The organism is Mycobacterium sp. SMC-8 (assembly GCF_025263565.1).
GTDB lineage: Bacteria > Actinomycetota > Actinomycetes > Mycobacteriales > Mycobacteriaceae > Mycobacterium.
Window position 1 is genome coordinate 6,451,402 of sequence record NZ_CP079865.1, and the last position, 12,515, is coordinate 6,463,916.

Annotated in this window: 14 protein-coding genes; 1 reads left to right on the plus strand and 13 read right to left on the minus strand. The window is 65.1% G+C overall.

Annotation, left to right across the window (positions count from 1 at the left end; genetic code table 11):
• Positions 1-70: 70 nt before the first annotated feature.
• From KXD97_RS30940 to KXD97_RS30990, 11 genes are all read right to left on the minus strand, one after another.
• A complete protein-coding gene (locus KXD97_RS30940) occupies positions 71-925 on the minus strand; it encodes an alpha/beta fold hydrolase (RefSeq protein WP_260754792.1) in 855 nt (284 codons plus the stop codon).
• Positions 922-1,593, minus strand: coding sequence for an isochorismatase family protein (locus KXD97_RS30945; protein ID WP_260754793.1), 672 nt, complete (start codon positions 1,591-1,593; stop codon positions 922-924). The genes KXD97_RS30940 and KXD97_RS30945 overlap by 4 nt, the downstream gene beginning before the upstream one ends.
• Positions 1,590-2,363: an Asp/Glu racemase gene (locus KXD97_RS30950; protein WP_313901334.1), complete on the minus strand. Its 774-nt coding sequence runs from the start codon at positions 2,361-2,363 to the stop codon at positions 1,590-1,592. The genes KXD97_RS30945 and KXD97_RS30950 overlap by 4 nt, the downstream gene beginning before the upstream one ends.
• A 2-nt stretch (positions 2,364-2,365) precedes the next feature.
• Entirely contained in the window at positions 2,366-3,607 is a 1,242-nt protein-coding gene (locus KXD97_RS30955) for a flavin-dependent oxidoreductase (protein WP_260754794.1), read from the minus strand.
• Between the two features lie 16 nt (positions 3,608-3,623).
• Positions 3,624-4,607, minus strand: coding sequence for an amidohydrolase family protein (locus KXD97_RS30960; RefSeq protein ID WP_260754795.1), 984 nt, complete (start codon positions 4,605-4,607; stop codon positions 3,624-3,626).
• Positions 4,608-4,640: 33 nt separating this feature from the next.
• A complete protein-coding gene (locus KXD97_RS30965; protein ID WP_260754796.1) occupies positions 4,641-5,714 on the minus strand; it encodes an ABC transporter substrate-binding protein in 1,074 nt (357 codons plus the stop codon).
• Positions 5,715-5,785: 71 nt separating this feature from the next.
• Positions 5,786-6,547, minus strand: coding sequence for an ABC transporter permease (locus KXD97_RS30970; protein ID WP_260754797.1), 762 nt, complete (start codon positions 6,545-6,547; stop codon positions 5,786-5,788).
• Positions 6,547-7,377 (minus strand): ABC transporter permease, encoded by an 831-nt coding sequence (locus KXD97_RS30975; protein WP_260754798.1) that lies wholly within the window; start codon positions 7,375-7,377, stop codon positions 6,547-6,549. The genes KXD97_RS30970 and KXD97_RS30975 overlap by 1 nt, the downstream gene beginning before the upstream one ends.
• Positions 7,374-8,204, minus strand: coding sequence for an ABC transporter ATP-binding protein (locus KXD97_RS30980; protein ID WP_260754799.1), 831 nt, complete (start codon positions 8,202-8,204; stop codon positions 7,374-7,376). Before KXD97_RS30980 ends, KXD97_RS30975 begins: the two co-directional genes overlap by 4 nt.
• Before the next feature lie 40 nt (positions 8,205-8,244).
• Positions 8,245-9,291: a hypothetical protein gene (locus KXD97_RS30985; protein WP_260754800.1), complete on the minus strand. Its 1,047-nt coding sequence runs from the start codon at positions 9,289-9,291 to the stop codon at positions 8,245-8,247.
• A gap of 10 nt (positions 9,292-9,301) precedes the next feature.
• Positions 9,302-10,165: a carbon-nitrogen hydrolase family protein gene (locus KXD97_RS30990; protein WP_260754801.1), complete on the minus strand. Its 864-nt coding sequence runs from the start codon at positions 10,163-10,165 to the stop codon at positions 9,302-9,304.
• Between the two features lie 390 nt (positions 10,166-10,555).
• On the opposite strand from KXD97_RS30990, the gene KXD97_RS30995 reads away from it, so the two are divergent.
• Positions 10,556-11,545 (plus strand): LacI family DNA-binding transcriptional regulator, encoded by a 990-nt coding sequence (locus tag KXD97_RS30995; RefSeq protein ID WP_260754802.1) that lies wholly within the window; start codon positions 10,556-10,558, stop codon positions 11,543-11,545.
• A 262-nt stretch (positions 11,546-11,807) separates the two neighbouring features.
• Here the strand turns inward: KXD97_RS30995 and KXD97_RS31000 are convergent, their stop codons facing one another.
• Entirely contained in the window at positions 11,808-11,993 is a 186-nt protein-coding gene (locus tag KXD97_RS31000; RefSeq protein WP_260754803.1) for a DUF5302 domain-containing protein, read from the minus strand.
• Between the two features lie 21 nt (positions 11,994-12,014).
• Positions 12,015-12,458 carry a PPOX class F420-dependent oxidoreductase gene (locus KXD97_RS31005; RefSeq protein WP_260754804.1) on the minus strand — a complete coding sequence of 148 codons (444 nt, stop codon included), beginning with the start codon at positions 12,456-12,458 and terminating at the stop codon, positions 12,015-12,017.
• Between the last annotated feature and the right edge of the window lie 57 nt (positions 12,459-12,515).

Genomic DNA, 12,515 nt, shown 5'->3' on the forward strand with positions numbered 1-12,515 from the left:
ACGCCGGGACCGGCGGCGGTGGTTCACAACGCGTGAACCACCGCCGCCGGTTCGCGTTCGGCCGATGCCGTCAGGCGAGGATGGCAGACAGCGCACGCCGCACCAATTCCAGGGCGGCATCGGGGTTGTCCCAGAACACCATGTGCCCGGCGGACGGCACCTCGACCAGTTCGGCATGCCGGTTGGCCTGCTCGGCCTCCCGCACGCTCGGGGCGGGCACCACCGGACTCTGTGCGCCGTAGACGAAGACGGTGGGCGCCGGGACCGCGGGCCATGTCGCGAAGAAATCCTCGGTTTCGAAGCCTCGATGGCTGGCGGTGACGGCCTCCTCGGCGCAACTGGACAGCCACCTGGCCCGCAGTTCCTGTTCGCGCCGGGGCCACCGCGGCCACGACTGCGCCACCTCATCGGCGGTCGTCCCGTTCCGCGCCTGGATCAGCTGAGCGAGGAACATCTCCAGGGTCGTGGGATAGGGATCCCGACCGGGCCCACTCGTCGGCGGATCGACCAACACCGTGCCCCGCACCGGGACCTTGGCCCGCGCAGCCGTCAGCGCGGCTATCCGGGCACCCATCGAATGTCCCAGCAGCACGGGGTGATCCAGCCCGAGTCCACCGATGAGGGCCTCGGTGTCCTCGGCATAGGCCTCGAGACCGTAGTCGTCACCGTCGTCGGACAGTCCACGCCCCCTGATGTCGACGACGATGGGCCGCACCAGGTCGGTCAGCCGGCGCGCGACGAAGTCCATGCAGATCGCCGGGCTGGTGATGCCCGGCAGGATCAGGACCGGGGGAAGATCCCCGCCGTAGTCCAGCACGTGCAGACGAAGCTCCGCCGAGCGTACCCACCTGCTGACCGCAGGGACATCGGCCAGATCTGCCAATGCGTCTTGGCGCACGCACCGCTTGTCGGAGCCGCCCGTCACGACGGACTCACCGTGGTCGCGGACGGCAACTCACCCAGGTACCCGATCGCCTCATCCAAAGAGATGACGTCGCCGTACTTTTCCTGGATGTCAAACAGGTTCGCCTCGTGAGGACCGGAGGCGCGATCGCCGACGCATTCGCGGACGACGAGGACCGACAGGCCGGTCTGAACGGCGTCGACCGCGGTCGCACGGACGCAGCCACTGGTGGTGGCCCCGCAGATCAGCACCGTATCGCAGCCGAAGGCCACCAGAAAGGACGCCAGCGGGGTGCCGAAGAACGCGGACGCCCCCTTCTTCACGATCTGCTGATCCTCCTCGCGCAACGGCAATCTGGGATCCAGCGCCGCTTCCGGACTGCCGACCCGAAGGTTTCGCATGCCGGTCGCCTTGGCCAGCCACGTCACTGCCGATCCGTTGATCTCGGCGGGTGTGTAGGCGATCGTGGTGAACACCACCGGTACACCTGCCGCTCGACCGGACCCGATTAGCTGTGCGGTGCTCGTGACGACGTCGGTGAGATCGGCGCCGGTCGGGAACTGCGACTCGGTGAAGCCGCGGCTGAGGTCGACGACGAGGATCGCCGGCCGCCGGCCGCGGCGCACCGCGGCCCCGAAACCGGCCTGGTCGTAGGTGTCGTCGGTCGCCGCACCGTAGCGGCCGGTCATGGTGCGACACCTTCGGTGTCGAAGGCACCGCTGAGCAGTCGGCCCGCGTCGGGAACCACCGCTCGCAGTCCCAGCCGGCTCAGCATCGAGTATGTCGTCGCGATCGCTGCAGTCAGCACCGGCAGTCCCGCCTCGTCCTCCACCGGCTGGACCGCCGCCAGCGACGGCATCTGGACACAGGCCGACAGCACCAGCGCATCGGCATTGCTCAGGTCCAACTTCTTGTAATGCTCACGCAGGTCCATCGGATCCAGACGCGCCACTGCAAGGTTGTCCGATATCTCAAGGCTGTGCGCGCTGACCACCTCGACACCGGTGTCCTCTATGTAGTCCACGACGAGCTTCGTGAGCGGCTTGAGGTAGGGCGTGAGGATGGCCACCCTGCGCGCGCCAAGCGTCCCGATTCCCTCCAGAAGGGCTCCGGCGCTGGATATCACCGGGGCGTCGGAGCCCTCGCTGCGCAACGTCGCGGTGATCTGATCCTCCGCGACGCAGTGGTGACCGGGGCCCTGCGCCATGATCGCGACCAGGCACGCCGTGCTAACGACGTCCGGGCGGGCGTCTGCCATCTCCAGCGCAGCCCGCTCGGTCTGGGCATTCATCGCACGCAATCCCTCTGGCGTCACGTGCTGCATGCGCATCCGACTGGTGTGGAAGACGAAATCGTCCTCGGGGACGATTTGGTGCCGGGCCCGCAGCATGCGCGGCAGCTCCGTCTCCATCGTCAGGTTCGAGCTCGGCACGATCATGCCGATGTGGTGCACGGTCATGGTCAAGCGCTCCTCGATGCCTGGGCAAGCGTCGCCTTGTTGTAGCCCGCCGCGGATTTGTAGCTGTCCAGGATCGCCCGGATCTCTTCGGTCGTGATCACGTCTTCGACCCGCTCGAAGCGTTGGTAACCCGTGCGCGTCTCCACCACCTCGATAAGGTGATCCGGCGGGGTCACGCGGTTCTTCAGGACCAGCGCATTGACTACGTCCCGGCGGGTCAGCTCGTACCGGACGAGGGCCTGGGCCACATAGGGCTCCTCGGCGATCGCCTCGGCGAGGACGACCGTGTCGAGAATCGCCTGCATCGCGCCATTGGATCCGCGCGGGATCATCGCGTGTGCGGCATCTCCGACCAGAGTGACGTGCCCGAAGGTCCATCGGTCGACCGGGTTCCGGTCCGACATCGGATACTCGAGGATGGCCTCGGCATTCTTGATCAGCGCCGGCACATCGAGCCAGTCGAACGTCCAGTCCGCGAACGTGGGCAGCACATCCTCGACCCGTCCCGCGACGCTCCAGTCAACCGGACCGGACTCCTCCTGGCGGATCTCCGCGACCCAGTTCACCAACTGATTGCCGTCCGGCAGATTGCGGATCGGGTAGATCACCATCTTGCCGCGGTCGACCGTGCCGATCCGCAGGTGCGAACCACCCGATGCGATCGGCGGGTGGATGGTGGTCCCCCGCCACATGTTCACACCGGTGAAGACGGGTTCGCCCTCGTCGGGATAGAACTGTGCACGGATGCTGGAATGAATTCCGTCGCAGGCGATCACGGCACGACCCGATTGCGAGGGCAGTGGTTCCCGAGTCTGCGAGTCGACGAAGTGCACGACGGCGCCGTCTGCGGCCTCCTCGACTCCGGTGCTGGTGTGTCCCAGCGTCACGGCGTCGGCGCCGAGTCGCTGCACCACGGCGTCGTAGAGCACTTCGTGCAGATCGGCGCGATGGATCAGGAACTGCGGGTACTCCGAGACCGCGGGGTCGGTGTAGACGAACTGCCCCTTGCCGGTGACGAAGCAGGATTCCTGGAAAATGACTGCGCGCTTGCGTAATTCGTCCAGAAGTCCGAGCTCGACCAGGGCCTTGGTGCCGTGCGGCAGGAGCGAGATCCCCACGCCGAGTGGCCGGAACGCGGGAGCCGCCTCGTACACGTGGCACGCGATACCCCGCTGATGTAGGTGCAGGGCGAGGCTGAGTCCGGCGATTCCGCCGCCGACGATGACGATTCGGTCATCGACCATTGAAGTTGCCACCTTTCTATGAGGCCTGTGGAGTGATACGGCCGAAAAGCCGGAGCGCGTTCTCACCGAGCACGCCAGGCAGGTGCTCGGCGGGCACGTTCGCCCGGACGAACTCCAGCGCCTTGCGGGAGGAGAAGTAGGGGAAGTCCGTCGAGAACAGGATCTGTTCTGCCGGCACGATCTTCATCAGCAGCTCCAACGTCTCGGGCTCATTGCAGACCGTGTCGTAGTAGAGGGTCTGCAGGTACTCCCGGAAGGACCGCTTCATGTCGGGCCACCACCCCTTGGTCCGGTACACCTCCAGGCGCCCGTGCAGGTAGGGCAAGGTGCCGCCGGCGTGCGGGTGCACGATCTTGAGGTTCGGGAACCGGTCCAGGACGCCACCGACGATCAATCCCATCGTCGCGAAGCTGGTGTCGAACATGTAGCCGAGCGAGACCTCCATCCGGTACGGGAGCGCCTTGGGTGACCGGAAGGCGCGGGTGGGGTGCAGCAGCAGCGGCACCCCGAGATCCTCGACCATCTCGTACAACGGGTAAAGACGTTCCGTGGCAATGGTTTCCCCGGCGACGTTGCCGGGGACCATGATCCCGCTGAGTTTCAACCGGCCGGTCGCGTCCTCGAGGACCTTCATGGCCGCGTCCACGTCGCCGAACGGAAGGTGGGCAAGGCCGATGAAGCGGTCGGGATATGTCACCTCCGCCCGGTGCATCTCCTCGTTGAGCAAGGTGCACAGCTCGGCAGCCTCGCCGTGATCGCGGTCGCTCAGGTCACCCGCGATCGACGCACTGACCACCGCGGTGTCGATACCCGAGCTGTCGAGTACCTCGACCTGGAAGTCCAGATCCGTGTGGCGCGCGTCGTACTTCCAGATCTCGTCTGCGGAGACCTCGTACAAGTAGCCCTCGTCGGTCCGCGAGGCGCGCGGGTAGTCGGCGCGCCCCAGGTGCAGATCGATCAACGCCGGCGGGTGCCAATGCCATTGGCTGTCAACGATCATCAGATGGGTGATCCTCTCTTCCGGCAAGGCGTGTCACTGCTGCTCGTTGAGCAGTTCGACAGCCTTCTCGGCGGGTTTGATGTCGACGATGTCCTCGTAGCTCAGATCCAGCGCGGACTGATCGAGCTGTCCGGCGCGCACGGCGACCTCGAGGTCGGTCCTGACCGTCTCGGGCGAGAGTGTCGAGATGTCGGTGGGCCACACCGCGAACTCGTTGGCGCGGTTCCAGTTCACCTCCAGGGTGTCCTTGGCGGGATCAGGATCCATCGCCTCGTTGGACCACTCGGTGTAGGATTCGAAGTCCTCCAGGGCCACCTCGTTGGCCTCGAGTACCGAGGCGCAGAATGCGGCCGCACGATCCTGGTTGTTGTCCAGCCATTCCTTGGTGGCGGCGTAGACGAAGCCCACCGAGTTCATGTCCTCGGCAACGACACTGAGGGTGTTGACATCGTCGCGCTGCGCCTTGAGCTGAGCGATCTCGAACGGGTCGAGCACCGCGGCCTGAGCCTCACCGGAGGCCAGCGCCGCGAGCCGCAGGCCGCCGTCCTCGAGGATCTGCACGTTGGGCAGGTCGGCGACCACGATGTCCATGTCGTGGGCCGCGAACACGTGGTTGAACACGTGGTCCACCAGGCCACCCGGGCTGTCCACGGCGACAGCGACATTCGGATCGGTGAGCTGTTCAATGCTGGTGACGTCACCGATGCCGACCACCTCGTCGGTCAGCGCACCCTGGATGGGGCAGAACAGCCGCAGATCGTGCCCCTGCTGAATCGTCTTGACGAACGCGGTGAAGGATCCGGTCACGACCTCCGCGCGGTTCGAGAGCAGCAGCTGCACCGCGGTGGCATGAGAGGACAGCTCGGTGATGTCGTCCTTCTTCTGGTCGAGACCGAACTGCTCGCCGAACCGCCAGGGGCCCTGCGCCTGCGGCACGTAGGCATCGCCCGAGGTGCTCCACGCCACCTGGACCGAACGCAGCTTTCCGCTGGCGTCCGCCTGCTCCTGGGGGCTGGAGCTGGAACAGGCGGCGGCGGAAGCCGCGACGCACGCGGCCGCCACGATGGCCCACGGACGAGGATTGAAGGTACGGGTTGCTGAGGTCATGATGGCTCCTAATCGTTGAAGGGTTGGGTTTGTCCAGATCCGGTTCCGTCGACGTCGTCGGACCCGTTACGTCAGGCCGTCTTCCATGCGAGTAGCCGGTTCTCGCCGGCTTTCGCCATGGACATGACGAGCGCCCCCAGGACCGTCAGCACCAGGACGGCCGCGTACAGATGATCGAGTTCAAACGAGCTCCCCGCCTTGATCATGTAGAGACCCAGACCCTCCGCTCGGAGGAACAGATCCGCGATCAGCGCGCCCTGGATGCTGCGGCCCACCGACATTCGGATGCCGGTCAGGATGTAGGGCCCGGCCCACGGGATCAGGATCCGCGCCATCATGGCGCGCGGCGTGACCTCGAAAGCCCGGGCCATCTCCATCACCTCATCGGGTACCTCGCGCAAACCCGCTGCGGTGTTGATGATCACGATGAAGATGCAGAACAGCACGGTGAAGGCGATCTTCGCCGTGGTGCCCATCCCGAAATAGATCGAGATCACCGGGACCAGCATCACCAGCGGCGCCGCGAAGCCGATCTTCACCAGCGGATCGAGCACGGCGTTCCACGCGTCGTAGTAGCCCATCAGCGCGCCGACTGCCACGCCGAGGACCGAGCCGACCACGACACCGATCAGGGCGATCAGCAGCGTCTGGGCGGCGGCGGCGGGCAGCGCGCCGTTGATGGTCTCCGACCAGGTGGCGGACAATATCTCCGACGGCGGCAGGAGCCAGAAGAGGCCGCCGTATGTTCCGGCGATCTGCCAGATGATCAGTGCCGCCAGCACCGCGCTCACCGAGACGGCCATCAGGCCGTATTTCGATTCCAGTTTGTTCATCACTGGCCTCCGGCCTTCGTCGTGCCACGGAACAGCCGGGTCTCGATCAGATAGAGGATCTTGTCTGCGAACAACGCGATGGCGATCACCAGGATGGCCAGGGCGAAGTACAGATCGAGCTCACGCAGCGCACCGAACTGCCGCAGCAGGTGGCCTGTTCCGATAGAGATCCACAGCTCGGCGATCACCATTCCCTTGATCGCCATGCCGAGACCGAGGCGGATGCCGGCCACCACGAACGGCGCGGCCGCCGGCAGGTAGATCCGGGTGTACATGCGCCACTTGCTGGTACAGAAGGCGTTCGCCATCTCCGACAGCGAGCCCTCCACGTACCGGACCCCGGCCGCGGTGTTCATGATCGGGAAGAACACCGCGAAGAAGACCACCACCGAGACCAGGTAGCCGAGCTGTGCACCGAAGATGATGATCAGCAGCGGCAGCAGCGACTCCTTGCTGGTCACGTACAGCGCGTTGACGAACGGGGTGAGCGCTGCATCGACGACCTTCGAGGCTCCCATCAGGGCGCCCAACGGGATGGCGATGGCCAGCGACAGCGCGAATCCGATGATCAGCTGCTGGATGCTGATCGCCAGCGTGGCGGCGTAACCCGCGCTGACCAGTTCTGGCATCGCGGCCAGCACCTCGGGGATGGTCGGCAGAAAGAATGGGCCCTGGATCATGGCCGTGATCTGCCACACCCCGAGAATCCCGCCGTACGCCACGACGCGGAGCCAGAAGTGCTTGCGCTTCTTCGACATCGGTGGTCGCCTGCGCTGGGTACCCGGCGCGCCCGATGGGCCTGCAGCCTCCTCGACCGCGGTGACCGTCACTGGTGGTCCTCTCCGGCAGAACCGGTCAGGTGCAGACAGCGCAGGACCTCACCCTTGAGCTTGGCGAACTCCGGCAGTGCCCGGATCTCCGGATTGCGAGGCCGGGGCAGCTCGACATCGAACACCTCGCTGATCCGTCCGGGGCGGGCGCTCATGACGATCACCTTGTCGGCGAGGTAGAGGGCCTCTTCGATGTCATGGGTGACGAAGACGACGGTCTTGTTGTCCCGCTCCCACAGATTGAGCAGTTCTTCCTGCAGCTTCATCCGCGTGAGGTCATCGACCGCACCGAACGGCTCATCCATCAACAGAATCTTGGGATCGATCGCCAGCGCCCGGATCAGACCGACCCGCTGTTGCATACCGCCGGACAGTTGCCCCGGATAGTGTTGTTCGAAGCCCTCCAGGCCGACGACTTTCATCCAATGGGTAGCCGTCTCGCGGCGTTTCTCCTTGGGCACACCCAGGTTCTCCAGGCCGAACTCGACATTCGCCAGCACCGTGCGCCACGGCAGCAGGTTGTAGCGCTGGAACACGAATCCGATGTCCAGGGTCGGCTTTTCGATCGTCTTGCCGTTGAGTAGCACTCGCCCCGAGTCCGGCTTCTGCAAGCCGTCGATGATCCTCAGCAGAGTCGACTTGCCGCATCCGCTGGGGCCGACGATGCAACAGAACGTGCCCGGCTCGATGGTGAGGCTGAAGTCCTCCAGCGCCTGCACCCGCCCCGACCGCTTGGTCTCGAACGTCAGGCTCACGTTCTGGATGTCGACCTGCGCCGCGTGATTGAGTCCTTCGTCGGGCCGGCCTGTGTCGAGTTGCGTTGTCATAGTGAACCTTTCCAAACGAAGTGAAGTGCCGCCGGCCTGGTCATGAGTGAGCCCGCTCGTCGTCGATCAGGTATCCGTTGACGACAACTGGTGCACCGTCGAGTTCGATGGTGCAGCCGCGCATGGCGATGTCGAGGTGTGCGTAGGAATCCCGCCCAAGGTAGGGATGCGGGCCGGTCGACCAGAGGAAGTTACCCGCGTAGGCGCGGGCGTCCATGCCCATGATCTCGTGTTTGGAGTACATCGCGGTGGCGAACCAGTCGGCGGTCCGCATCAGCCCCCAGCCCATGTGGCTGAGGTAGCGCGCCCACTTGTCGTCGGAATCGATGAAGTACTGCTCCAACATCGCCGCTTCGCCACCGCCGCTGACCTTCTCGATCTGACCGGCCACCACCGACAACCGGACCGCGTCGCGCACGTACTCCTTGAACGGAAGCAGGATGTCGCCGGGCGCGAGCACGATCGTTCCCTCGCTGACCTGAGGCCAGCACAGCATCATCGTCGACGGCCAATGGTCCCAACGGCCCGGATCGTCGGCGAAACCGGTCTGGAACCCGGGGTGCGCATTGGCCATGTCGACCGTCAGGTCGGTGCCGTGCGACGAGGTCACCACCATGGTCGCGGCGGCCTCGGCCGCTGCGACGGCCGCCAGTGCACGGTCCTTGTCGCCGGGTGTCGGCATGTTGCGGATGAGGACTTCCGGCGCGTCGCAGACGAAGATGATGCGCGTGCCGGCGGCCAGGATGGACTGCTGAGCGGGGGCGTGGATGAAGCCCTCGCGGGTGAGGTCGACCACCAGGTCGGCGTTCTTCAGCAGTTCCTGGGCGACGGTGTCCTGCAGCACGGAGACCAGACCGGGACCCGAACCGGTATGGGTCGAGGGGGTGGGGGCCGCCGAACCGCCCGGGACCACTGCCGAGATGACGTGCGCCCCCAGCGACTTGGCCGCCGCGAAGGTGGCGGTCACATAATCGGACCTGCTGCTGGGTTCGGAAAGGATCACCACGTGCTCGCCGGCATGAACCTTGCACAGCTCGAGTTCACGACGGAATGCCGATACGAGGTCTACACCTTCAAGGTCGATCATTGAAGCATCCTTAGTTCAGTACTATTTCTGGCTTTTCGGACGTCGGTACTGCTGGGTCGAGCCGTGCTGCCGCGGCGCTCTTGGCCGAACCGCGCACGGCAAGCGAGTGCAGATAGGGGATTTCGGAGCGAGCCCTGTCGATATCTGCGAGATCTACCTCGGAGTTCACCATCCCCTCTTCCCGGTCGAGGCCGGACATCACCTCGCCTCGGGGGCTGACGATCCGGCTGTGGCCGGCGAATTCGTTGCCTCGACTGTCACGTCCGGTGAGACCGGCAGCAACCAGGAAGCACCCGTTCTCCAGTGCTCGCGAGCGGGTCATCAGTTCCCACGCGTGAAGGCGAGGCAGTCCGAAAGCCGCTGGCACGGCGATTATTTCAGCGCCCCGGAGCGCCAGGTCACGGACCATCTCGGGAAAGCCCGCTTCGTAGCAAATGGCGACGCCGACAGTCCCGACGGGCGTCTGCACCACGACTCCTGGCTGCTCACTCGCGGTCAACGCCCCGACTTCAGGCCCCCAGAGGTAGCCCTTGTCCGCTTCCCCCAAGACCCCGGACGGACCGATTACATAGGCCCGATCGGTGAAGACCCCAGATGCCGTGCGCACATACAACGCGGTTGCGATCACGAGGTCGAGTTCAGCGGCGAGCGCGACAAGTCGGCGCACGGTGGGCCCCAGCGGCGGTTCGGCGTACTCGGCGTCGAAGGCGTATCCGTTGCTGAACAGCTCGGGCAGCACCACGAGTCGCATGCCTCCGCGGCGACCGGCCCGCAGTTCTCGTTCGACCCGCACCAGGTTGCGCTCCCAATGGCCGGTTGCGGCATCCAGCTGTACACCGCCCACGGCGATCTGTCGCGCAGCTGCGAGATGCATTCGGCCCCTTTCCAGCATTGTGCAAACGCTTATGCAAGCGATTGCGCAACCGACTGGCACACAGACTGGCAGCAGCCAGGGCTCTCGTCAAGCGCTAAGGGCAAATTTTTGCATTCGACAATAGTTCGTAAATTTGCGTAGCATCGTCGTAACATTTAGCCATCTGAGCAGGTAGAGGCCTTTGAGACGCAGGTCACTACCGTCTTTCAGCAAATACCGTATAGGTGAGGCTTTTGCTATTCCACACTGCGGCCAAACGCGCTACGCAGGACTGTTGCCGGGGTTCGTGCCAGTATTGCGTTACCTTTGCGCGAACGGTTGCATTGAATCGTGTCCGGTCTCGGCGATGGAGGAGATCTGGTGGTTGAGCGAGAAACGCCCAGTGGGCCAGTGACCCTGCGCACCGTGGCCGAGGCCGCGGGTGTCCACATATCCACCGTCTCGCGTGCGCTGCGGCGCGCCGCCGTGCCGGGAGCAGAGGTCAGCGCCGCCGATGCGCGGATCGCAGCTCTGGCCAAGGAATTGCGCTATGTGCCGAATCCGAACGCCGCCAGCCTGACCACCAACCGATCAACGACGATCGGCGTGCTGGTGCCACATCTGACCGACATCGTGCTGTCTCTGGTTTACGACGCGATCGAAAGTGAAGCCAATCGCGCCGGGTATGAGACCTTCGTTGCCAACACCCACGATGAACCCATCGAGCAGATGAGACGATTCGAGCTGTTGATCGGGCGTCGCGTCGATGGGCTGATCCTCGGCGATGCCCATCTCGACGGGACGAATCTCGCAGAACTGCAGCGCCGAAAGGTTCGATTCGTCCTGGTATCCCGGCGTAGCCCAGGCCACTTGTCGGTCTGCGGAGACGATTATCGCGGCGGCAGGCAGATCGGCGAACACCTTGCAGCACTCGGGCACACCGACGTCGGAATCATTGCGGGGCCCCCGTGGGCGAGCACGAGTGTCGATCGCGTCGCCGGCTGCGTCGACGCGCTTGCCGAGGCCGGCACAATGGTGCCGCGGTCCAACATTCTGGAGCTCGGCTTCGATTCGGAGCACGGACATCGTGGCACTCTCGAACTGTTGGACCGGCGACGCCCACCGACAGCGATCTTTGCGGTGAACGACTTTTCAGCCATCGGGGTGATGGGTGCCCTGCGGGCAGCGAAGCTACGTCCGGGCGCGGATGTCGCCGTCGCCGGGTACAACGATGTGCCGGTGGCGGCCGAACTGATGACACCTCTGACCACGATTCGAAGTCCGTTAGCCGAGATGGGCGTTCGCGCAGTTCAGACGCTGCTGACGCTCCTGCACGGCCTACCGACACTGTCGACGACACTGCCCACCGAACTGATCGTTCGCGAGTCCACCACCGGCTGACATACGAGCCGCTCTTAACGCCTGAACTCCCGGCGATTCTCCACCGCACCGTGGGCCCGTGACTGCCTGCGAGCGCCGTCGGCGTGCGACGTGCCGGCGGTGGCCTGGGACTTCTTCCCCGTCGCGCATCCACGCCCAGTTGTGGTGGTCATTCTCCAGCACAAAGGCCGGCATCCGGCGTTTCCGCGCTGAGTGGTCACGTCATGAACGATGCGTCTGGCCGCGCATGCCGAGCCGGCAACCGCAGACCCGCCGACAGTCCTTAGCCGCTCTTGCGGCGGAACTCGCGTCGGTTCTCCACCGGTCCGTGGGAGCCCCTGGCCGTGTTGGCGCCGCCGTCCTTATGGGACGAACCCTTGACCGCCTTGGCATTCTTGCGCTCGAGCGCTTCCCGGAACTTGCGCTTCTGGTCGTCCTCGTCGGACTCGGCGGGCTCATTCGATGCCATGACGGCAGCGTAGCCGTTCGGTCAGCGCTTCCCGGGCGGCATGCCGTACACGTGCGCGATGGGCAGCCGCATCAACACCCGGCGATCATCGACCATGGCCCGCCGGTAGTCGTCCCAGTCCGGATGCTCACCGGAGATGTTGCGGTACAACTCGACGAGCCCGTCGACAGTGTCGTCGTCGGGGCGGACCGCCGTAGGGCTGAGCACGGCGTCGCCTTCGGCGACCGCGTACGCCCACCCGTCGTCGGAGCTGACGTGGATCGCCGCGCGTGGATCGCGGCGCAGGTTGCGGGTCTTGGCCCGCGGCTCGGTGATCGACACCGAGATCGTCAACGTGCGCGTATTGAAGTGGTAGACCACGTTGGACAGCTGCGGCCGACCGTCGCGTTTGAGGGTGGCCAGCACGCCCAACGAGTTTCCGCCGATCAGCGCCAGCAGCTTGTCGTCGAAAGCGTCACGCGTCATGCGTCGAGCGTACGACCTCTTCGGGTCTGGGATCATCGAGCAGGTGAACCGATTTTC

Excerpts from the sequence above, each read along its gene's own strand:
- KXD97_RS30945 (WP_260754793.1), bottom strand. The coding sequence starts at position 1,593 with ATGACCGGCCGCTACGGTGCGGCGACCGACGACACCTACGACCAGGCC.
- KXD97_RS30950 (WP_313901334.1), bottom strand. The coding sequence starts at position 2,363 with ATGACCGTGCACCACATCGGCATGATCGTGCCGAGCTCGAACCTGACG.
- KXD97_RS30955 (WP_260754794.1), bottom strand. The coding sequence starts at position 3,607 with ATGGTCGATGACCGAATCGTCATCGTCGGCGGCGGAATCGCCGGACTC.
- KXD97_RS30960 (WP_260754795.1), bottom strand. The coding sequence starts at position 4,607 with ATGATCGTTGACAGCCAATGGCATTGGCACCCGCCGGCGTTGATCGAT.
- KXD97_RS30965 (WP_260754796.1), bottom strand. The coding sequence starts at position 5,714 with ATGACCTCAGCAACCCGTACCTTCAATCCTCGTCCGTGGGCCATCGTG.
- KXD97_RS30970 (WP_260754797.1), bottom strand. The coding sequence starts at position 6,547 with ATGAACAAACTGGAATCGAAATACGGCCTGATGGCCGTCTCGGTGAGC.
- KXD97_RS30980 (WP_260754799.1), bottom strand. The coding sequence starts at position 8,204 with ATGACAACGCAACTCGACACAGGCCGGCCCGACGAAGGACTCAATCAC.
- KXD97_RS30985 (WP_260754800.1), bottom strand. The coding sequence starts at position 9,291 with ATGATCGACCTTGAAGGTGTAGACCTCGTATCGGCATTCCGTCGTGAA.
- KXD97_RS30990 (WP_260754801.1), bottom strand. The coding sequence starts at position 10,165 with ATGCATCTCGCAGCTGCGCGACAGATCGCCGTGGGCGGTGTACAGCTG.
- KXD97_RS31000 (WP_260754803.1), bottom strand. The coding sequence starts at position 11,993 with ATGGCATCGAATGAGCCCGCCGAGTCCGACGAGGACGACCAGAAGCGC.
- KXD97_RS31005 (WP_260754804.1), bottom strand. The coding sequence starts at position 12,458 with ATGACGCGTGACGCTTTCGACGACAAGCTGCTGGCGCTGATCGGCGGA.